This window comes from Planctomycetia bacterium, from assembly GCA_015200345.1.
Classification (GTDB): domain Bacteria; phylum Planctomycetota; class Phycisphaerae; order UBA1845; family UTPLA1; genus PLA3.
The window spans coordinates 510,165-530,606 of sequence record CP054187.1; the positions used below are offsets into that span (position 1 = coordinate 510,165).

The window sequence follows — 20,442 nt, forward strand, 5'->3', positions numbered from 1 at the left end:
GCCCACGGCTCGGGTCTCGGTCATCACGCCGGACCGGTCAAGCCCTGCCCCCATTTGAGCTTCTGCACAAGCAAATCCCACTGGTGGCGATGGGGATTCATCACAAGCTGCACCTGCTCGGCCGACCGATGCACCAGGAGGCTCGCGCCGCCCGGTACAGGCCGAACGACCTGGCCGTCGAGCACGACCGCCACGCCGGCGCTGGTCTTGCGCACGTCGACCTTCACGCGCACATCCGGGGCGACGACGATCGGCCGATGAGTCAGCGAATGGGGACAGAGGGGTGTCATTACTATGGCACTGACGTCGGGCTGCACGATCGGCCCGCCGCAGGCCATGTTGTGCGCCGTCGAACCGGTCGGCGTGGCGATGATCAGGCCGTCGCCGACGATTGTCGTCACCGGGTGATCGTCGATGCTGACCGAAAGCCCCACGGTGCGGTACGGGTCGCCGACCCGCAGCACGCAGTCATTCAGCGCGATGCCGCGCCAGGTGCTCCCACCGGCGTCCACGAGCAGCACGTCGAGCAACATACGGCGGCTGATGCAATCCGGATCGGTCAGAATGCGGTCAAGTTGCGATTCGAACTCGTTTTCGTTAAAGCCCGCGAGGTAGCCGAGCTTGCCCAGGTTCACGCCGATGATCGGCACCTGCCGATGCTGCATGGCCTGGACGACGTTCAGAATCGTGCCGTCCCCCCCCAGCGCCACGACGTAATCGGGCTTGGCCTCGTTGATGGCCGCCGGTTTGCCGTCGAGATCGCTGCCGACAAGCAACCCCCTGCCGTCCAGCCAGCGGGCTAGGCGGTCAAACGAGATCTTCACGTTGGGTTTCTGTGCATTGCCGACGAGGAAGAAACGCGGCGTCTGGTTTCGATGATTGGCAGCCATGCGGACCCGCACCCCGGCTCGAATGCTAAGTGAAACAGGATCAACGTGTTATAGCATGTAACGAGTCAGCCTGTCCAGCATGGCCACGCATGCGGCCGATGCGGGGGTGCTGCGAGCGTCGCCAGCCACTGCCGGAATTCAGGTGCCTGGCAACCGCTCCAAGCCACGCGAATTTCAAGCGATGTCTGCCCCCAACGGGCAAGCGAAGACTCCTGTCTTGTCGCTCGGTGCGCCCGCGAACGCCGTCGGCGCTTTCAGCCGCTGGACGGCGGCTTGGACTTTCGATCCGGAATCGCTAAGATAGGGGAACTTGGGCATCCAAGGTTGTTTTTGCACGTTCTACGGTCCAGCGACGACGAGGCAACAAGTTGATTCGGCGCCAGGCAAGTTGCCGCAAGTCGACCGAAGGCATCCCGCGATGAACGAACTGTTGAGACGCGGGTAGGGATTGGTGCACCATCGGGCCGGGAGAGAGGAAGAAAGCCATGCGCGGTTCGCGAATAACGCTGCTGCTCATGTCTTGGTTCGAGGCGCTGACCCTCTTCGGCGTCGTTCACGCCGCCGAAGTCACGCTCACGCCCGTCAAGGACAACACGCTGATCGAGTCCACCGACGACCCGCTTAGCAACGCCCAGGGCGATGGCCTTTATTGCGGCCGCACCTCCTCGTTCGCGGGGTTCACGCTGCGCCGACCGGTGCTGGCGTTTGACGTGGCGAGCGCCATTCCAGCCGGCTCGGTGATTCAATCGGCCTCGCTGCATCTGTTTTTGCTACGCACGCAAAGCGTCAGCGATTCCCACTCGCTTCATCGACTGCTGGCCGACTGGGGCGAGGGCACGTCGCTAAGCCCCGGAGGCGGCGGCGCCCCGGCGACCCCCGGTGACGCGACTTGGCTGCACAGGTTTTTCCCGAACCAGATGTGGACGACGCCCGGTGGCGACTTCGATTCGACACCCAGCGCCACGTCCATCGTCCTCAACTTGCAGGATACGTACACGTGGGGGTCCACGACAAGGATGGTCGCCGACGTACAGGGCTGGCTGGACAATCCCAGCGGCAACTTCGGCTGGGTGCTGCTCGGCAACGAAGTCAACTTCCAAACCGCACGAAAATTCGCCAGCCGGGAATACATCACCCCCGCAAACCGACCACGGCTCCAGATCATGTTCACTCCGCCGTGCGGACTTGGCGACATCAACTGCGACGGCTTCGTCAACGAGACCGATCGCGACCTGTTTGTCGGTGTGCTGCTCGGCACCAACGCCGACCCCTTGCACCTCGCCCGCAGCGACCTGAACGGCGATTCGCTGGCGAACGGTCGGGACATCCCGGACATGGTTCAGCTGTTGTTGAGTGGGCCTTGAACCGATCGTTCGGCATTCAACCACCGCTGGGGTTGACGCATCAACGATGCTCCAATGCGACTACGCCCCGGCTGTAGGGCCGATAGTTACGGATGCAAGCCCGGTCGGTCAGGGCATCGGGGACGAGCTGACCGAAAAGGTCCCCCCTTGCCGCCGGCCCCCTGCTGTGTGGTCAGACACCTTGCCGAGTTGAATAATGTCTGTGGTGATTAGGCTTTGCGCGGACCGTGCGGGAGGCCCGCGCTGCCGGGACCACGGGTCCGGTCAGCAGCCGACCAGTGCAGGGTGGGATCGGCCGGCCTGGGGAGGAGACGAGTTCGATGCCGACGTTCCAGTTCGAAGCGATGAATGCCGCGGGGCAGGAGATCAAGGACGAGGTCGATGCCCCGACCTCCGAAGACGCGATCGCGAAGATTCGCGCGCAGGGCTACTTCCCGACGAAGGTGCGTCAGAAAGGCGGCGCGAAGAAGACGGCGGCAGCCGGCCCGGCAAGGCGTAAGAGCACGGGCGGCATCGGCGGCGTGTCGCAGAAGCAGTTGACGCAGTTTACGCGACAGTTGTCAACCCTGATGGACGCCGGTCTGCCGATTCTGCGATCACTTCGCATTCTGGAGCAGCAGCAGAAGCCCGGGGTATTGCGGGTGGCGCTGCGGTATGTCGCCGAGGACGTGGAAAGCGGTTCGACGCTCTCGGAGGCGATGGCGCGGCACCCGAAGGTGTTTGATCGGCTGTACTGCAACATGGTCGCCGCGGGCGAGGCGGGCGGTGTGCTGGACGTGATCCTCCAGCGTCTGGCCGATTTCATGGAAAAGGCGCAGAAGCTGAAGCGCAAGGTGATCGGCGCGATGGTGTACCCGGTGTGCGTCATCACGTTCGCGTTGCTGATCGTGTCGGGCATCATGTATTTCGTCGTGCCGAAGTTCAAGACGATCTTCGCCGATTTCGGCGCGAAACTGCCGGGGCTGACCATGCTGCTGCTGGGCATGTCGGATTGGATGATCGGCAAGACGACCGACGCCAACGGCAAGGAAGTGGACATGCTGATCCCCGGCTGGGCGTACATTGTTGTGTCGCCGATCGGGTTCTTCGTGGCGTACAAGCTGATCCGTCAGTTCAAGGAAGGGCGCTACGCCATGGATGTGGTGAAATTGAAGCTGCCGATTCTGGGGACGATTTTGTCCAAGACATCCGTCGCACGTTTCACGCGCACCCTTGGCACGCTCGTGGCGGCCGGTGTGCCGATTCTGGAGGCGATCACCATCACCAAAGACACGTCGGGCAACGAGGTCTATGCCCGGGCCTTGTCGAAGGTGCACGACGCGATCCGCGAGGGGGAATCGTTCGCGGTGCCGCTCAAGGCGACCAAAGTGGTGGACAACCTCGTCGTCAACATGGTGGACGTCGGCGAAGAAACCGGCGATCTCGACAAGATGCTCATCAAGGTCGCGGACAACTACGATGACGAAGTCGAAACGCTCGTGGCCGGCCTGGTGAGCCTGCTCGAACCGGTGATGGTCATTGTGCTCGGCGTGATGGTCGGCTTTATCGTGATCGCGCTGTTCCTCCCGATGGTCAGCCTGGTCAACAATCTGACTGGTGGCGGTGGTGGCGGTGGTGGCGGCGAGTTGTAATCCGGCGGCGGAAAGCGGCGGAAATGAGAGCGCCCGACGATGTTCAATCGGTTGATCGCAATACGCAGGCGAGCCATGACGCTCACCGAGATACTCGTCGTGGTAACGATCCTGTCGGTGCTGGCCGGCGCGGTCCTGGTCAGCAGCCGGCTGATTGGTGACGCGCGAAAGATCTCCCGCGCGCGGATGCAACTCAATCTCCTCTCGCAGGCCATCGAACGCTATGCCGAGTTCTGGCCTGCCTGGCGATTGTTCGACCCCGCGGTCAATCAATACCGGCCCATCGCCGACAAAGGCTGGCCGGATTTCATTGCTTCGCGGCAGTTCCCCTCGCCGCCCTATTCGTCGGTGACCAACTTCAACGACGGCCCGCCCTCCATCACGGTCCCCTTGCAGGAATGGAGCCTCGCGTCGATGAATCGCGATCTGCTGGCGTCCAACGCATGCCTGGTCTTCGCCCTCTCCGCCAAGACCGGAAAAGGGCCTTACTTCGACGCCGATGATTCCCAGCTGCTGGACCTGCGAACGTACAAGGGCGGCATCGCCGAGCCGCTTTATCCCTCGCTGGGCGCCGCGCCGGCTTCGTCGCGCAAGCTCATCATGGACCCCTGGGGAACACCTCTCCGCTATTTCTGGGTCTATCGCGACGCGACGCCGGCTTCGGGCAATCGCGCGCACCTCGGCTACCTGCCGGTCGATTACGGCCCGTATCACGTCGGCGCCGGCGCGGGAAACATCAACGACCCGGCGTTCTACCAGCCGACGGGCGAAGCCAAAGTGGCCGTGGGATACGTCCTGGAATCGGCCGGACCGAACCGCAAATTCGGTAATTTGTGGAAATTCAACCCGACGCCTGCCGAACTCGATGACGCGTCGGACAATCTGATCCTTAAACCGTAGCGTGGATTCATGAACGCCTTCGATCAACACCCCCGATCCAAGCGTGATGCGTGGCGCCCGCATCGCGCGCCGGGGCATTGGGCCGGTGGGTTCTCGCTCGCCGAGTTGTTGATCTCGCTGCTGATCGTTTCCATCCTACTGGGCATCGGCGCGTATGCGTTTCAGCGCACGGTCCGATCGAACATCCTCGCCCAGGCACGGAACAATCTACTGACCTACGTCAAGGTGGCGCGTGCCTACGCCATGGCCAACAACATCGAGACCATGCTGGTGGTCAATCCGTACAACGGCCGATTCGAGCTTTGGCATCTGAATCCTCCTGCCGACGGCGGTCCGTTCGATCCCTTCAGCAGCGGTCTGAATCCGCCCCAGACCGACGGCTATGCCTTCGCCAACGTGCTGGATCCTTCAGCCAGGCTGCCGCTCAACGCCCGTGGCGTGCCGGCGGCGGCCGTCAATCCGATCGACTACAACGATGAAGTCTACCGCCCCACCCTGGACGATCCGGAAGAAAAAAACCTGGACAACCTGACCTGGACAGCCATCTGTTTCGCCGCCGACGGACAACTCGTCGTGCGAACGCGCCGCATTGCCACGCGAACGTACACCCGCCGCGACGGAACCTTGCGCATGCCGATCTCGGCGCGAAACCGTCTGCTGGACGAGACCCCGGATTTGTCCCTCTCAAGTATCGTGACGGCGGACGACGCTCCGATCACGTCCACGCGCGGCGTCGTCATTTCCGAATTCACGCCGATGGCAGACGCCTTGCGCGGCGCGCCCTTGAACCCGGTCAATCTGATCAATCGCTGGCTCCTCCGAACCCGTCCGGGGCAGCCCTTCGAAGCTTTTGCCACGACGATTGTGCTGAACCGATTCACCGGGCAGGTCGAACAACAGGCAGGAGCGCAGTAACGTGGACCCGATGATCGCGCCAACCCCATCCCAGCCCGCGCGGTGTGCCGCAGCGTGCGCCGGCCCGCGCGCTGCCTGCGGCGGCCGACGGAAGGGATTCACGATTCTCGAAGGCACCATCGCTCTGACGATCCTGGGCATCGGCCTCATCATGATCGCGGCGATTTTCCCCGTGGCGCTGTCGCAGCATCGAGACAGCGTCGAGCTGGCCCGCGCCGCGGAACTGGCGACCAAGGCCGAAGCACTCATCAAAGCGCGCATCGATCCGACAACGCTGTGGGTCAAGACCCCGCCGTCCGACCCGAACTGGTACATGCTGGGGTCGCTCAATCTGGAGGCCGGTTCCGTCAGTTGGGACGAAATGCCGGTCGGCCTGCCGCCGAATTACCTGATCTCGACGCAATACGCCAACGTCATCAACGGCGTGACCGAGGCGGACATCGCGTCGGCCAACCCGACGGTTCTGACGGCCATGGATATCCTGGGGGATCGCCTCGCGCCCTTCACGCTGGGTGACTCGCTCTCCCCGTTTACCGACGATGAGTTCGGTGAGTCGGCGGGTCGGTTGGTATGGACGGCTTTCTATCGCCGACAGGCCACGACAACGTTCTGCACGGCGCTGTGCGCGCAGCGCCGCGGGCAGTTCTTCGCGCAGCAGGACCTCGGCCCGCAGACGCTGAACTGGGCGCAACTCGACGCGGCCGCGCGGAATCCTTATTCCACGCCGATCGCCAACGTCGCGGGATTTCGGCGGCTGCCGGTGCCGTGGCGCGTATCGGTGGGCTACGCGCGGCCGGCGGGACCGATCGTCGTCGGCGATCCGAGAAATCGACAACTGGCAAACACGATGACGCAGATGTCCGATCCGCCTCGAATGCTGGGCGGCGGCGTTCCGCTCGGGGTGCTGGCCCCGCGCGGCTCGCGCATCATGATTCAAGGCGCCGTCAACAAAGGTCCGGCGCTCGGACCGATTCCCACGGTTCCTTCGGGACGGCTGCTGACCGTGGCGGACGTGCTGTATGACGTGACGGGGTCCCCGACCATCATCGAAGTCCTGGAAGACATCACCGATTTGCCGTCCTTCGATTTTGAACCCGGGGCGCGCGTCACGTTTGACGTCTGGATCTTCCCGCCGAACGTCCTGCTGTCCGGCACGCCGACGTTCGGGCGTGCTTCGCCGCTCGTGGAATGGAGGTTCCAATGAACCTTCGCACCACCGGCTCTCTGAATCGAGCACGCCGTCGTGGTCGGCGCGGCTTCACGTTGGTCGAGCTGATGGTCGCCCTCGGCATTCTGCTGGCGGCGATCCTCGCCGTTTCGCGCATTTTCTCCATCAGCTCGGACGTCACCAGTCGCACCGCGGCGCACGCGGAACTGCTCGAAGCAGCCGCCGGTGTGCGCGAGCGGCTCGCCGCGGAACTGGCCCGCCTTGCACCCGACAGCCTATTGATCATCGATTCGCCGAGGCCGACGCTGGCACGAGGCGACGTTCCAAACGACCGCCGATTGTTCCGAATGCGACACGATCGCCTTGTCTTCGTGACGCACAGCGCGAACCAATCTGCCTACCAGTCGCAGACCCACCGCTGGGCGGTCACGCCCGCGACGGTGGATCGCTCACCGCCGACTTCCGGACAGGCCATTGTTTATTTCGGTCCGACCCTCGCGGTGCAGGCCGACGGACTGGAGTACTCGTTCGAGGACGACGCAACGGCCCTGGCCGCCTCGCAGTGGATCTATGGACACCGGAATACGCTGTTCTTCAGCGAGATTCCACCCAACACCGATCCAACCTGGACACCCATGACGACCAATGCGTTCGAGGCGATGCTCTCCGGCGGGCCGCTTGCCCCCACCCTGCGCGATGGCCGCACCGACGTCCTCCTCGACAGCGATCCCGCCTCGATCGAAGGCAGCTACGTCGAACGATTCAGCGAATTCATTCGAAACAAGACATTCGCAGATATTCTCTCCGCCGCACCCAGCATTCGAGCGCTCTGGGAACCGCACCTGGCCCCGACGACCTTCAGCCTCGCCGATACCGCCGACCGCGACTTCTACACGCGCCTGGGCAGCATCCTGCGACACGGAATGGCCGACGTGCGAATCGAATGGACCGACGGCCGCCGTGTGAACCCGAACGACCCCAATCCCGCCAATCGCAACTTCAACACGCGCTGGTTCGGACTCTTCCCGGATGGAACGCAGAACGTGGACCTGACCCAGCCGGACAACCTCACCTTTTACGCCTCGCGCAGACAAAACGCCCTCGGCGACACGACCCCGTCGGAAAACCAGACGTTCGCCGACCAAATCGAATGGGCGCCGTTTGCCAACGCGGCCCATGTCGACGCCGCCTATCGCGCGATCTGGCGCGCCGATACGTGGTCCTTCCGACCCAAGGCCATCCGTGTGACCATGCGGCTGTACGATGGCACCAACCGGCTCAAAGACACCTCCACGATCGACCTCGATGAAGATGGTGATCCGGATCCGGACGGGAACATCCTGCCGCCGTACGTTGTGACGCGATATGGCATCGAGCATTCGTTCGTCCTTCCAGTACCGTAACCTATTGAAATTACGAGCCTTAAAAGAAATCCGGTGCGTCGCGCCGGCACTATCCGATATCCGCCATCGGAATAATTTGAACTGCCCATAAATCCCGTACTTGCAACAAGTTCCATGCCGCCGCCGCACTTGCCGACGGTTGGTGGCTCCCTACATTTCATGCGAGAGAGGACCGCACATGCTTGGTAAGTCGTTGCCAATCAAGGACCTGCGTTCACGCATCCGGTTGCGCCGGGGCGTGATCATGGTCTTTGTGCTGGCGATCCTTACCCTGCTGGCGCTGGTCGGCTTTGTCATGATCTCGCGGACGCACGGCGAAGCGCGGCGCGTGGCGATGGAGACCGACGGCGGCGCGATGCAATCGGCGATGTCGGGCGTGGTCACGTCGATCCAGGAGATCCTGCGTAAAGACATCTGGCAAAATAACAGCGCCCCGACGCCGACGCTTAGCAACGTGCCGCTCAACGGCACGACGACGTTGCTTCCCAATCGCGACGAAGGCAACGAGCCGTGGGATGCACCGGGCATCGACGACCGCTGGCTCGCTTCGTCCATGCCGTATTTGACGCTTCAACTTGATCCGGCGCTGCCGGGCTACGGCAAACCGCGTCTGTTCCAGACGGGCCGAACGCTGCCCGATCCCGTCGTGGAGGATCAGGTCCTGACGTGGCCGCACGTTTCCTACCTGGGAAACGACTTGACGCAATCGGCCTCGACGAACGCCTTCACCTGGGGGCGCAACGCCAGGAGCCCCGCGGTGTCGCAGCCGGTTCGGTACAGCGCCGATAACCTGTCGAACGTTCGCGTTCAACAGGTTCCGCCGCCGGGCTTCAACAACGCGATGGTGACGGGTTCAACGACCAATGTCACGATCTCCGAGGCGCGGCAGATCTGGTCCGATGCGTCGCACCTGCTTAGTCCGTTCAATCCCGCGAACACGCCGCCCGCCGGCTTGGTTCCGCAATTCCCTTATTTCGACACCAACGCCGACGGCCAAGTGGATCTGTACGACGCCGACGGGGACGGCGTTCCGGATTCGCCCTTGAGCTTCTGGATCCCGCTCGATGGGCGTAATCCGAACTCGGCCAGGCGGCTTTACGCGGCCGTGCGCATCGTCGATCACGGGGCGATGCTGAACGTGAACACGGCGTCGAGTCTGCGGCTGCCCGGCGGCGTGACGACCGTACTGATGTTCGACGAATCGACGCCCGATTTGCAGCGGCGCGGTCGCCGCGTCGGTGAGATGCTGCTGGACGACCTGGTTCATCCGCAGGACGGCGCCTTCGGCAACGATCGCACGCGCAACATGGTGAACCATCGCAGCGGGGCTGATCCGATCGCATGGGAGTACCTCATCCGCAGCAAGCTGGTAGGCGGCGCGGCGGCACTGCCGCCGGTTGCAGGCTCGTTCGTCTATCGCCTGTACGGCTTGTCGGACGAAGCGTCGCTGCGGCACCGCGGCATGCTGGTGCCCTATGAACGGCGCGGCGATCTTTCACTCGACCAGTACGACACGATCGATCGCGCGCTGGCCGGGAGTCTGCTCTGGACGCGCCAGGTCGATTCGGCGGGGAATTACTCGGGTACGATCGCCCGGTGGAATCGCATGTCGGCCAACATCATGGGCGCGGCCAGTTCGTACGAGGGGTACGATTCGGCCGGCGGCGCGGGCTGGCGCAAGCTGATGACCGAGGACGAGACGTCGGCCGTTCGCCGGCGGATGATGACGACGGTCAGCCATGAGGTGGCGCTGCCGCCGCGCGGCGTTGTGCTGGATGCGTCCGGCGATTACGCCGCCAACCTGCTTCCGGCGGCCTCACCGTGGGCGCCGGTGCGATTCATCGATTTGCCGAACGTCTATACTTCACCGGACTATTCGCTCATGGAATGGCCGATTGTCGGGCGCACGGCCTATCCGACCGCGAACGAGAACCTGCGCATTCAAGCCATCGATCTGAACATGACCTACGCGGGCAACGCCGCCCTGGCCAAGCGCGATTTCATCCTTTACAGCGCCGCGGCCATGTATCGCGCGCTCGCCGGCGTCAGCCACTATCAGGGCTTCCGCCTCACCGATGATCCGGCCACCCCCTTCGACGAATCGGCCAATCGCGTCTGGCTGGCGTGGCAGTTCGCGCTGAACCTTGCCGACTACCGCGACGGCGACAACGAACCGACGGCGCTGGAGTGGCCGGCCGGTTCGGGGCGATACCTCATCGGCATCGAGCAGCAGCCGTTCTTCACCGAAGGTTACGCATACCTGATCGCGGGCACTGGTCCGCAGCCGGGGCCACAACCGTTCGAGGACCCCAACGCCGAGGACAAATGGTTCCACGCGGTCGAGCTGTACGTGCCGCCGCATTACAACATTTCAACGACGGACTTGTACATCCGCACACCGGGCGCACAGCCGAATCCCGGCCTGTTGCCGTTGACGACTTTCACGCGGGTGGTTGGCGGTTCAACGCCTTCGCTGGTCGGCGGCACGGCGGGTCAATACATCGTGCTCTGTGGCGGACTGACCAACAAACCGGCGACGCTCGTGGCGGATTCGTTCTATCGCAACGGGCTGTTCCGCATGGCGGTCGACGGTTCGGCATCGGTCGAACTGGTCTATGCGCCGGGCGGCAATGTCAACGATCCGCGTTCGTACGTCGTCGATGCGCTGTCGACCGCGTTTGCGCCCGGCGCCGCGCTGAGCTCGACGCCCGACCCGACGACGCCCTCGCCGTGGGCCTATCGTCTGCCCAGCATCGCCGCGGGCAATCACCATGCTTTCAGCCTCCGCCGCAGCACCAAGGGTTGGCGTTTTGCCACCGGCTGGCACCACGCGTCGGATCAGCAGCAACCAGCCCCGTTCCAGCTTCCCGGGTTTGAAGAATCGCTCGGCCGCGCGAACAGTGTCAACTCACTGGCATTCTCCGGCGGATTGGACGTCGAACTTCCCGAACTGCCCTGGCCCGCTCGCGTGGGAATCGGCACGCCCGGCAACCTGCCGACCGACGGTTTCGCCCTCGCGCAGCCGTACTCGGTCTTTGATTCACCGGGCGAACTGGGCCGCATCATGATGCTCGGTCCGATCAATCGGCCGACCGGCACCGAACCGCCTTATCTGCCATGGACCACCTGGACGGCGCAGCAGATTCCGGTGACCGGCGTCCTCGGGCTGATCACGAATACGCGCGGCGCGGGCATGGAAGACCTGCCGTCGAGTATCAAGGCACGCGTCGCGGTCGGCCGGCCGGACTTCGCGCCGTTCCCGCCGAACGACGGCTTGCCGGACGAACAGCTGTGGGCGCGGCGGCTGCTGAACTTCTTCACCTGCGCCGGGCCGATGTACGACGGCATCAACAACGACGGCGTCGGCCCTGTGGACGACGCGCTGGACGGCTCCGGTACGCTCAACCGCATCGCCGGACGGATCAATCTCAACACGGCGCCGGTCAGCGTGCTGCGCGTCGTGCCATACATGTGCCTTCTCCCGATCTCGGCGGAATACGAACATCACGCCGGCCCGGTGGCCGACCCGTACGCCGCATACACCGCGCAGCCGGCGGCGTTTTGGGATCTGGCCAGCGCGATCGTCTCGCGCCGCGAAGAACGTCTGGTGCCCGTGCGATTGCTCGATCCGACACCGGGACCGGATCAGGGCTTGCGCGTCGTGGCGGTCGCCGGCAAAGCGGCCGGCCCCGCACCGACGCAGCCGCCGCCGGGCGGAGCAGCGTTTCGCAACGTCGCGCAGATTCTCGATCTGGCCCGCACGTCGCCCCCGATGAGCGACGTTTACGCGCTGGGGCCGGGCAACAATTTGATGTTCCGGCCGGATCGCTATCTGTTGAACCCCGCGGTCACGCTCGGCCAGCACAAGCTACCGACCTCGGCGGAGCCGGCCCTGGGTCCTGCGGATGTCTACTCGCCCGACTATCGCGCAAGGCAGGTCGGGCCTAACCAGTACGTCGCCGATTACGTCGCCCCGGAGACGGGCCTCTTCGTCGAAGACAGCGAGATCGAGACGGCCGGCATCCGTGCCCGCGACGCCTTCCTTGCCCGCTGGGCCAACGTGCTGACGACGCGCTCCGATGTGTTCACGGCGTACATCGTGCTGATCGACGAGAACGGGCAATACGTGCTGCGCGGCCAGGTGACGCTGGATCGCAGCGAATGCTTCCGCGAAGACCCGACGCGCACCCCGCGAATCCCGGTGCTGCCGAAGATTCTGCTGCACACAGTGACCAGCTATACAGATGATTTGAGGTGATGCTGTGTGCAGATTACCGGCCGAGAGCGGCGCTTCGCGTCGAGTTGAAAGAACCTGGTCCGATGACCATGCCGGACATCTGGGAGCGGCTATAAAGAGGGTGGCGGTCCGACCTTACCGGGCCATCCGGCTTTACATGCGTCCAAGTGCCCGCCTAGAATAAGGATGGGCACCGGCCGCTCGAAATCATACCTTCGTTCGTCCTGCAAGGAGAGCCTGTCATGAGGTTGCGAAACAAGACAAGCAGAGCTTTTACGCTTATTGAGCTGCTGACGGTGATGGCGATCATCACCCTGCTGATCGGCATCCTTACGCCGGCGCTGGGCGCGGCGCGAGATCGCGCTCGACAGACGGCGATCAAGGCCCAACTCAACGCGATGGAGGTTGGACTCGAGTCGTTCAACGGCGTGGAAGGGTTTTACCCGCCGTCCAATGCGTTTCTGATGGCCAACAATCCGGCCGCCCCGGGTACGCAGTTGCAGACGCCGGGCTGGGAAGTGCAGACCGGCTCGACGGTTCTGCAAGGCGCGCACCTGCTGCTCGACGCGCTGGTCGGCCGCGATTTCCTCGGCTACGACCCCAAGGCACCGGTCCCGGGCCACGGACCGAATACCTACGATCGCTGGAATGCGCTGAACGATCGACGTCAGCCGTACATTCCGGTCGACGGCGTCGACACCACGTCGCTGACCGACCCGCCCGAAGACAAATTCGGCACGATTCCCAGCACGCTGGGCGATCCGCAGCCGACGATCGACAATGTACTCTGTCGCGTCTTTCGCGATCGGTTCGGCTGGCCAATTCTATATTATCGCGCGAATCCCTCGGCCAACGCCAACACGCCGATCATCAACCAGACCGACGCGGTGCCGGCGCCGGATGCCAGCGGCAACTTCGGCAACGGCATCTACGATGGCGTGGATAATGAGGTGTTCACCAGTTACAACGCCGCGGGGCCCATCAATCAGCGACATCGCATTTCGGATGCGAACATCCCGATCACAACAGCCAGCTACGACATGCTGGAGGCAATCAACCACAACTTCGCCGAGTTCATCCGGTCGTTCCGTTCAACGACCTACCGCCCGCCGCCCAACGATCAGCAGATCAGCTTCCCTCGCCCGGTGAAAGCGGATCGCATGATCCTGCTTAGCGCCGGCAAGGACGGCATCTACGGCACGCTGGATGACGTAGGCAACTTCCCCGTGCTGTCGACGGAGCGCTGATTGGCACGACGCAAGGCTGCATCGGGCGTCCCTGTTTGACGCAACCTCCAGGCCCCGGGCAATCGCCCGGGGCTTTTTTATTTTCTGCGAATCGGAAACAATCCAAGCGGTGCGTGCACCGATCAAGGCTTGGCCGGACCCAGCGCCTTGTCCACAGCCTCCCGGCAGCGTTTGTAATCGCGGTTGATTTCCGTCAGCTTCGGGTCCAGTTCCGCGATTTCCTTCAGCTTGCCGTCGGCCTCGCGCCAACGCTCGGCGTCCACGTCCTGCCGAACTTCCTTCAGCAGCAGACGCACCCGGGCCTCTTTGTTCATCTGCGGCTCGATCTGGCGCTCGACGCCATGCGTCAGGAACTGCACCAGCTTCACGCTGCCGTATGTGCCGCCGCCCAGCACCGTCGCGAGCAATACATATTTCACGAATAGATTGCTCATCACCGCGCCGAACGCATCGGCGATCTTCACCACCAGCGTGCGCTTCTTAGGAAGTTCCTCGGTCGGCCGTTTCTTCTTCCCCTCGGCCTCGGCTTTCTTGTCTGCTTCGGTTTTCCCGCGCCCGGTGAGCTGGTCGTAGCTTTCGATGAGTTTGTTCTGCTCGGCCTTGTAGGCGGCCTCGTCCTCGAAGGATTTCTGCTTTCGCTTTTGGGCTTCTTCGTAGCGTGCCAAGGCCGCCATGATATTGGGAGCGTCGTCGCCGCCGGATTTGGCGTGTTTGCCGGCCGGTTTCACCGCCGAGGACTTCGCGGGCGCCGCGTCAGCTTCGGGCACGCGCAGGGGCGACTTGCATTCCGGGCAGCGGACGGCCTTGCCGGCGAGGTGCTCTTTCACCTTGAAGTGTTTTCCGCACTTGCAGGCGACCTGGATCGACATGAGGCAACGTGTGCTCCACCGGACGGATTCGGGCCGAAAGACGGATCGTGCCGGGATTGCAGGCCCTTTAATGAATTATTGGCAGACCCATGCCCAAACGCAAGCAGCCGCATCCCCCTTCCGAGCCGGAGGCCTCCGCACCCCCGTCACTTGACCACTCCCATGACGGCTGTACGATCATGCGACCATCATGCCTCGTCGTACTCCCCCCAACCAGCGTTGGCCGTTCCGCCCGGCGATGACACTCGTCGAAATGGCGATTGTCCTGTGTGTCGTCAGCGCCGCGGTGTATCTGCTCGTCGGCTGGACCAGCCAGCTTCAACAGCGCGCCAAGCGCGACCTCGCGATGCGTTTGCTGTCGGACCTCGATAAGGCCCTTTGGCGTTATTTTCGCGCGACCGGGAGTTACCCAGTTTCCTACGGTCCGGACTCCGCCATCACAGCCATGGTCTGTTTCCTCGATCACGATAAGACGCGACCCATCATGGAAGCTCTGCCCGACAGCCTGTGGCGCGGCCCCGGTCGGCGCATACCGGTGGATCCATGGGGGACCCAGCTTCAATACCTCGATGCCAAGTCCGGCTCGCCGCTCGTGAAGGCCAACGACGGTCGCCCGGTCTTTGTGTCGGCAGGGCCGGACCGGGATTTTGGCGACGTGAATCCGATGGGCAAGGGCGACAATCTTCGAAGCGACGATCCCGGGCCGGACGGATTCCGGCTGCACGATGTGCTGCGCGAATCGATGGGGGAGGAGGGAGCCACGGGTGGCGAAAAAGGTAATTGATCAAGTGGAGGTCGCTGGGCGACGCGTGCTGATGCGCGTCGACTACAACGTCCCAATGGAAGGCGTCGCGATCACCGACGATCGGCGCATCCGCCAGTCGCTGGAATCGGTTCGCAGCGTGATGGAGCGCGGCGGAAAACTTGTGTTGATGAGCCATTTGGGGCGGCCCCAGGGCAAGGGTGTGGAAGCGCAGTTCAGCCTCGCGCCGGTCGCGCGGCATCTCGGAAAGCTGCTCCAGCGCGACGTGACGTTCGCGGCCGATTGCGTCGGACCGATGGCGGATGAAGCCGTCGCGGCAATGAAGAATGGCGACGTCCTCTTGCTCGAGAATCTGCGCTTTCATGCAGCGGAGACGCTGATTGACTCCGCGAAGAAAAATCCCGACAAGAAGCCGACGGCCGAACAGCAAGCTGCCATTGAGTCGTTCGCAGCGGGACTGGCACGACATGCGGATATTTACTGCAACAACGCGTTCGGCACCTGTCACCGCAAACACGTGAGCATGTACGACGTGCCGATGCGCCTGGGGCCGGGGCGGCGCGTGTGCGGCCACCTCGTGCAGAAAGAGTTGAAGTTCCTCGGCGAGGCGACGACCCAGCCGCGGCGGCCGTTCGTTGCGATTCTTGGCGGCGCCAAGGTTTCCGACAAAATCGGCGTGATCGAGCGCCTGCTGCCGCGCGTCGATTCGATCCTGATCGGCGGCGCGATGAGCTACACCTTCTATGCGGCGAAGGGCCTGGGGGTCGGCGCGAGCCTTTGCGAGCGCGACAAGATCGACTTGGCGCGCGGCCTACTGGACAAGGCCGGCGCGAAACTGCATCTTCCGCAGGACAGCGTCTGCGCCGCGAAACTCGAAGCCGCTGCGGCAACATCAATCCACGCCGGCAGCGTTCCGGATGGCTTGATGGGTCTGGACATCGGCCCGGCGACGGCGGCCGCGTACGCGAAGCAGATTGAAACCGCCGCGACGGTGCTGTGGAACGGGCCGATGGGCGTGTTTGAAACGCCTCCGTTTGACGCGGGCACGCTCGCGGTGGCGCAAGCGCTGGCGAAGGCGACGCAGCGCGGCGCGACAACAATTGTCGGCGGCGGCGATTCGGCGGCGGCCGTCGATGCGGCCGGTCTGGCGGATTCCATGTCGCACATCTCGACGGGCGGCGGTGCAAGTCTCGAATACCTGGAACGAGGTTCGTTCGCCACACTTGACCTGCTGGACGACGCGTGAGCCGCGCGGACGGAACCCGCCATGGCTAAACTGATTCTGGTTGCATCGGGCGAGACCGACTGGCGCGCGCAGGAGCGCTTCGCGGGCGATGTGGATCTCGCGCTGAATGAAACCGGCCGACGGCAAGCGCTGACCGCGGCGCAGGCCATCGCCCCCCTGATGCCGCAGGTAATTCGATGCGGACCTGAACAGGCGACGCATCAGTCGGCGGCGCTCATTGCCCACGAGCTGGCGCTGAAGTTCCGTGCGGCGCCGGAGCTTCGCGAAGTGGATCTCGGCGTCTGGGAAGGACTCACGCTCGACGAATTCAACAAGCGATTCAATCGCGTCGCGAAACAGTGGAGGCAGGATGCCTCCTCGGTCGAACCGCCCGACGGAGAGTCCATCCCCGCTGCCGAGGCGCGGCTGCTGGCGGGCTTGCGAAAAGTGCTCAAGCGTCACAAGTCCGAGACGATAACGCTGGTGCTGGGGCCGATGGCGCTGTCGATCCTGCGCTGTCGGCTGGTCGAGGGGAACTACGACAATTTCTGGGAACATTTTGAAGCGGCCCCCTCCCATTATGTGATGGATCCCGCGCCGGCGCTGTGAACCGAAGGCAAGACGCGGCAAACGAGCGCGGGCCGATCGCCTGGTGGCCGCTTGATGACCGCGCACCGATTGAAGTATCATGAAGGACCGGGGGGAACAGGAGCGACACCATGACCGAGCGCGTACGAGAAATCCTGAGCTGGTACAAGAGTGAAAATCCCGGCGTCCTGACCAACTTGGCGCGAATGCTGAACCACGGTCGACTGGGCGGGACCGGTCGCATGGTCATTCTCCCGGTGGATCAGGGTTGGGAGCATGGCCCGGCGCGGAGCTTCGGCCCGAACGACGCAGGCTACGATCCGCACTATCACTTCAAGATCGCGATTGAAGCAGGGCTGAACGCGTACGCGGCGCCGCTGGGTTTCCTCGAGGCTGGCGCGGCCGACTTCGCGGGCGATGTTCCGTTGATTCTCAAGGCGAACAATCACGACTCCCTGGCGGATGAGAGGGATTCGTGGCAGGCCCTGACGGCGTCTGTGAAAGATGCGCTGCGCCTGGGTTGCGTCGGCGTGGGCATGACCATCTACCCCGGCTCGGCGCATCGCAAGCAGATGTATGAAGAAGTACGCGCGTACGCCGAGGAAGCGAAAGCAAACGGCCTGACCGTGATCATCTGGAGCTATCCGCGCGGCAGCAGCTTGAGCAAGGATGGCGAGACGGCGATCGACGTGGCGGGCTACGCGGCGCAGATCGCCTGCCAGCTTGGCGCGACGATTGTGAAAGTGAAGCTGCCCTCGGCGCACATTGAGCAGGAGGCGGCACGAAAGGTGTACGAAAAAGAGAAGATCGTCATCGGCACGCTGGCGGATCGCGTCAGACACATAACACAGTGCGCCTTCGCCGGCAAGCGCGTGGTGATCTTCAGCGGCGGTGCGAAGAACGACAACGACGCGGCGGTTTTCGAAGAGTGCAAGGCCATTCGCGACGGCGGCGGCTTCGGCTCGATCATCGGGCGGAACACGTTCCAGCGAAAGCGAAACGACGCGCTGAAGTTCCTCGATGAGATCCTGAAGATTTACGGGAAATAATGCCAGCGGCCCGGGTCGCTCGGGCAAGTGAAGCTTTGCGGCGCGAACAAAGCCGGACCGCCAACTCCGACGGCGTTCGCCGTCATTCAGCGTCCAGCATTTTACGTTGAAGCAAACTTCTCCATTTCCATCGCAATCGCCGTGATGCGATCGTTCGCCGCGGACCGCGCCGCCGCCAAATCACGCGATCCGATCCGCGCGAGAATGTAAAACTTGATCTTTGGCTCCGTGCCGCTGGGCCGGGCGATGACTTTCGTCTCGTCGTCGAGCGTGAAGACCAGCACGTCGCTCGATGGCAGTTGATAGCGGCCGATGAGCGCCCCCCGCCCGTCGCGAATCTCGCCCGATTTGACGTCGCCGATGGACACGACCGGGCGACCGGCGATCTGGTCCGGCGGGGCCTGCCGCAGCGCCGCCATCAACGCGGCGATGCGCGCCGCGCCATCCGCGCCGGGCATCGTGATGCTCTTGGCGCCCTCCGCGTAAAAACCATGCCGAAGGAACAACTCATCGAGCAGGCCGGCGAGCGTCTTGCCCTCCTTCGCCAGCGCCGCCGCCAGTTCCGCGAGGATCGCCGCGGACGTGACCGCGTCCTTGTCGCGCGTGTAAGTGCAGGGCATGTAGCCGTAGCTCTCTTCCGCGCCGAAGAGAAACTGCCGCGCGGGTTTGCCGGGCGCGCCGGCCAGCTCGTCCTTTCGAATGGCCTCGGCGATCCACTTGAAACCCGTCAGCGTTTCGACGACTTCCACGCCGTAGGACCGCGCGATCACTTTCATCAAATCGCCCGACACAATGGTTGAAAGTACGACGCCGCTGGACGGCAGTTTGCCGCCGCGCTTTAACTGCTCACAGATGTACCAGGTGAGCAGCGCGGCGATGTGATTGCCGGTCAGCAAGCGGTAGTCGCCGGTCACTTCGCGCACGGCAATGCCCATTCGGTCGGCGTCGGGATCGGTGGCGAGGACCAGTTCGGCGCTTTCGCGACGGGCGAGCTTCAGGGCCAGGTCAAACGCCGCGGGTTCTTCGGGGTTCGGCGATTTCACCGTCGGAAACGCGCCGTCGGGCTTCATTTGTTCGTCGACAAGGTAGACGCGCGAGAAGCCCCGGCGAGCCAGGGCATCGGGAATGAGCGTCGCACCGGTTCCGTGGAGCGGGGTAAACACAATGCCGAGCCTCGGTCCGAACTCGCGGCACGCCTCCGGATTCAAACAAGACGCCTGTACGCAATCGAGGAAGGCATCGTCCAACTCGCGTCCGATCATGCGGATCAAGCCCGCCGACTTCGCGATCTCAAAATCGCTCGATTTCACGTTGGAGAATGCGCCGACCCGTCGGACCTCGTCGATGATTTCTCCGTCGATCGGCGGCGTCACCTGCGCGCCGTCGTTCCAGTACGCTTTGAAACCGTTGTATTCGGGCGGATTGTGGCTGGCCGTGATGACGACGCCGGCCGTGCAGCCGAGGTGCCGGACGGCGAAGGACAACTGCGGTGTCGGGCGAAGCGCCTCAAACAGGTGCGCTGTTATGCCGTTGCCGGCCATGACGCAGGCGACGCGCCGCGCGAACGTCTCACTATTATGACGACAATCGTATGCAATCGCGCAGCCGGCGCGCTTCGCCGCGTCGCCCTGCCGCGCGATCACGGCGGCCAGGCCCTGCGCGGCCGCGCCGACCGTGTAGACGTTCATCCGATTCTGCCCCGCGCCCATGACGCCGCGCAAACCGCCCGTGCCAAACTCCAGGTCGCGATGAAAACGGTCGGTCAGCTCGCGTTGGTCCCCCGCTTCGATCAGGCGGCGAATCTCAATCTTGTCCGATTCGGCGATGGCCGGATCTGCCAGCCAGGCCTCGGCCCTGCGAAGGGCCGCATGGTCACTTGCGTTGCTCATGGCAGGCATGATAAGGCAATTGAACGAGGCCCGTATCGGCTTCGTGCGGGAGGGTTGAACACCGGGACGACCCGCATAGAATACCTCTCCGTCACACGGGCGATTAGCTCAGTTGGCAGAGCGTTCGGATCACACCCGAAAGGTCACAGGTTCAAGTCCTGTATCGCCCAGTCCCGCTTTCGCAGACCGGCCCAGCTCCGCCGGGGCAAGCGGCTACGGCCGAAGTGGCGGAATGGCATACGCGCCGGTTTCAAAAACCGGTTCCCGTAAGGGATTGAGGGTTCGAGTCCCTCCTTCGGCAATC

At 63.6% G+C, this 20,442-nt stretch carries 15 protein-coding genes and 2 tRNA genes; 14 read left to right on the forward strand and 3 right to left on the reverse strand.

Annotated features, from left to right (window positions below):
• Positions 1-23: 23 nt before the first annotated feature.
• Positions 24-890, reverse strand: coding sequence for an NAD(+)/NADH kinase (locus HRU71_02320; GenBank protein ID QOJ02385.1), 867 nt, complete (start codon positions 888-890; stop codon positions 24-26).
• Positions 891-1,375: 485 nt separating this feature from the next.
• Here HRU71_02320 and HRU71_02325 point away from each other — a divergent pair, with 485 nt between their 5' ends.
• From HRU71_02325 to HRU71_02360, 8 genes are all read left to right on the forward strand, one after another.
• On the forward strand, positions 1,376-2,254 hold the full coding sequence (locus tag HRU71_02325) for a DNRLRE domain-containing protein (GenBank protein ID QOJ02386.1): 879 nt from the start codon (positions 1,376-1,378) through the stop codon (positions 2,252-2,254).
• 320 nt (positions 2,255-2,574) lie between these two features.
• A complete protein-coding gene (locus HRU71_02330) occupies positions 2,575-3,885 on the forward strand; it encodes a type II secretion system F family protein (GenBank protein QOJ02387.1) in 1,311 nt (436 codons plus the stop codon).
• Positions 3,886-3,960: 75 nt separating this feature from the next.
• Positions 3,961-4,785, forward strand: a complete 825-nt coding sequence (locus HRU71_02335; protein ID QOJ02388.1) for a type II secretion system protein — start codon at positions 3,961-3,963, stop codon at positions 4,783-4,785.
• A gap of 9 nt (positions 4,786-4,794) precedes the next feature.
• Positions 4,795-5,700 (forward strand): prepilin-type N-terminal cleavage/methylation domain-containing protein, encoded by a 906-nt coding sequence (locus HRU71_02340; GenBank protein ID QOJ02389.1) that lies wholly within the window; start codon positions 4,795-4,797, stop codon positions 5,698-5,700.
• Position 5,701: 1 nt separating this feature from the next.
• The gene (locus HRU71_02345; GenBank protein QOJ02390.1) at positions 5,702-6,904 is read left to right on the forward strand and encodes a hypothetical protein; all 1,203 of its coding nucleotides are present in this window, start codon (positions 5,702-5,704) and stop codon (positions 6,902-6,904) included.
• Complete coding sequence (locus tag HRU71_02350) at positions 6,901-8,271, forward strand: prepilin-type N-terminal cleavage/methylation domain-containing protein (GenBank protein QOJ02391.1); 1,371 nt, start codon at positions 6,901-6,903, stop codon at positions 8,269-8,271. The genes HRU71_02345 and HRU71_02350 overlap by 4 nt, the downstream gene beginning before the upstream one ends.
• 178 nt (positions 8,272-8,449) lie before the next feature.
• Positions 8,450-12,529: a hypothetical protein gene (locus HRU71_02355; GenBank protein QOJ02392.1), complete on the forward strand. Its 4,080-nt coding sequence runs from the start codon at positions 8,450-8,452 to the stop codon at positions 12,527-12,529.
• Positions 12,530-12,750: 221 nt separating this feature from the next.
• On the forward strand, positions 12,751-13,755 hold the full coding sequence (locus HRU71_02360; protein ID QOJ02393.1) for a prepilin-type N-terminal cleavage/methylation domain-containing protein: 1,005 nt from the start codon (positions 12,751-12,753) through the stop codon (positions 13,753-13,755).
• A 122-nt stretch (positions 13,756-13,877) separates the two neighbouring features.
• On the opposite strand, the gene HRU71_02365 is transcribed toward HRU71_02360, so the two are convergent.
• Positions 13,878-14,624, reverse strand: a complete 747-nt coding sequence (locus HRU71_02365) for a hypothetical protein (GenBank protein ID QOJ02394.1) — start codon at positions 14,622-14,624, stop codon at positions 13,878-13,880.
• Positions 14,625-14,814: 190 nt separating this feature from the next.
• Between HRU71_02365 and HRU71_02370 the strand changes: the two genes are divergently transcribed.
• The 4 genes from HRU71_02370 (at position 14,815) to HRU71_02385 (ending at position 18,249) form a co-directional block, all read left to right on the forward strand.
• Positions 14,815-15,408 carry a type II secretion system protein gene (locus HRU71_02370; protein QOJ02395.1) on the forward strand — a complete coding sequence of 198 codons (594 nt, stop codon included), beginning with the start codon at positions 14,815-14,817 and terminating at the stop codon, positions 15,406-15,408.
• A complete protein-coding gene (locus HRU71_02375) occupies positions 15,389-16,633 on the forward strand; it encodes a phosphoglycerate kinase (protein ID QOJ02396.1) in 1,245 nt (414 codons plus the stop codon). The genes HRU71_02370 and HRU71_02375 overlap by 20 nt, the downstream gene beginning before the upstream one ends.
• 21 nt (positions 16,634-16,654) lie before the next feature.
• On the forward strand, positions 16,655-17,221 hold the full coding sequence (locus tag HRU71_02380) for a histidine phosphatase family protein (GenBank protein QOJ02397.1): 567 nt from the start codon (positions 16,655-16,657) through the stop codon (positions 17,219-17,221).
• Between the two features lie 110 nt (positions 17,222-17,331).
• Positions 17,332-18,249 carry a class I fructose-bisphosphate aldolase gene (locus HRU71_02385; protein QOJ02398.1) on the forward strand — a complete coding sequence of 306 codons (918 nt, stop codon included), beginning with the start codon at positions 17,332-17,334 and terminating at the stop codon, positions 18,247-18,249.
• 101 nt (positions 18,250-18,350) lie between these two features.
• Here HRU71_02385 and HRU71_02390 read toward each other — a convergent pair whose 3' ends face one another.
• Positions 18,351-20,138 carry a phospho-sugar mutase gene (locus HRU71_02390; GenBank protein QOJ02399.1) on the reverse strand — a complete coding sequence of 596 codons (1,788 nt, stop codon included), beginning with the start codon at positions 20,136-20,138 and terminating at the stop codon, positions 18,351-18,353.
• Positions 20,139-20,235: 97 nt separating this feature from the next.
• On the opposite strand from HRU71_02390, the gene HRU71_02395 reads away from it, so the two are divergent.
• Positions 20,236-20,308 (forward strand) — tRNA-Val (locus HRU71_02395).
• A gap of 48 nt (positions 20,309-20,356) precedes the next feature.
• Positions 20,357-20,439: transfer RNA gene (locus HRU71_02400), tRNA-Leu, on the forward strand.
• Positions 20,440-20,442: the final 3 nt, after the last annotated feature.

What these genes read in the sequence shown, in the direction of transcription:
- HRU71_02335 (QOJ02388.1), top strand. Translation starts at nt 3,961, where the DNA reads ATGACGCTCACCGAGATACTCGTCGTGGTAACGATCCTGTCGGTGCTG.
- HRU71_02340 (QOJ02389.1), top strand. Translation starts at nt 4,795, where the DNA reads ATGAACGCCTTCGATCAACACCCCCGATCCAAGCGTGATGCGTGGCGC.
- HRU71_02360 (QOJ02393.1), top strand. Translation starts at nt 12,751, where the DNA reads ATGAGGTTGCGAAACAAGACAAGCAGAGCTTTTACGCTTATTGAGCTG.
- HRU71_02330 (QOJ02387.1), top strand. Translation starts at nt 2,575, where the DNA reads ATGCCGACGTTCCAGTTCGAAGCGATGAATGCCGCGGGGCAGGAGATC.
- HRU71_02365 (QOJ02394.1), bottom strand. Translation starts at nt 14,624, where the DNA reads ATGTCGATCCAGGTCGCCTGCAAGTGCGGAAAACACTTCAAGGTGAAA.
- HRU71_02350 (QOJ02391.1), top strand. Translation starts at nt 6,901, where the DNA reads ATGAACCTTCGCACCACCGGCTCTCTGAATCGAGCACGCCGTCGTGGT.
- HRU71_02385 (QOJ02398.1), top strand. Translation starts at nt 17,332, where the DNA reads ATGACCGAGCGCGTACGAGAAATCCTGAGCTGGTACAAGAGTGAAAAT.
- HRU71_02320 (QOJ02385.1), bottom strand. Translation starts at nt 890, where the DNA reads ATGGCTGCCAATCATCGAAACCAGACGCCGCGTTTCTTCCTCGTCGGC.
- HRU71_02325 (QOJ02386.1), top strand. Translation starts at nt 1,376, where the DNA reads ATGCGCGGTTCGCGAATAACGCTGCTGCTCATGTCTTGGTTCGAGGCG.
- HRU71_02370 (QOJ02395.1), top strand. Translation starts at nt 14,815, where the DNA reads ATGCCTCGTCGTACTCCCCCCAACCAGCGTTGGCCGTTCCGCCCGGCG.
- HRU71_02355 (QOJ02392.1), top strand. Translation starts at nt 8,450, where the DNA reads ATGCTTGGTAAGTCGTTGCCAATCAAGGACCTGCGTTCACGCATCCGG.
- HRU71_02380 (QOJ02397.1), top strand. Translation starts at nt 16,655, where the DNA reads ATGGCTAAACTGATTCTGGTTGCATCGGGCGAGACCGACTGGCGCGCG.
- HRU71_02390 (QOJ02399.1), bottom strand. Translation starts at nt 20,138, where the DNA reads ATGAGCAACGCAAGTGACCATGCGGCCCTTCGCAGGGCCGAGGCCTGG.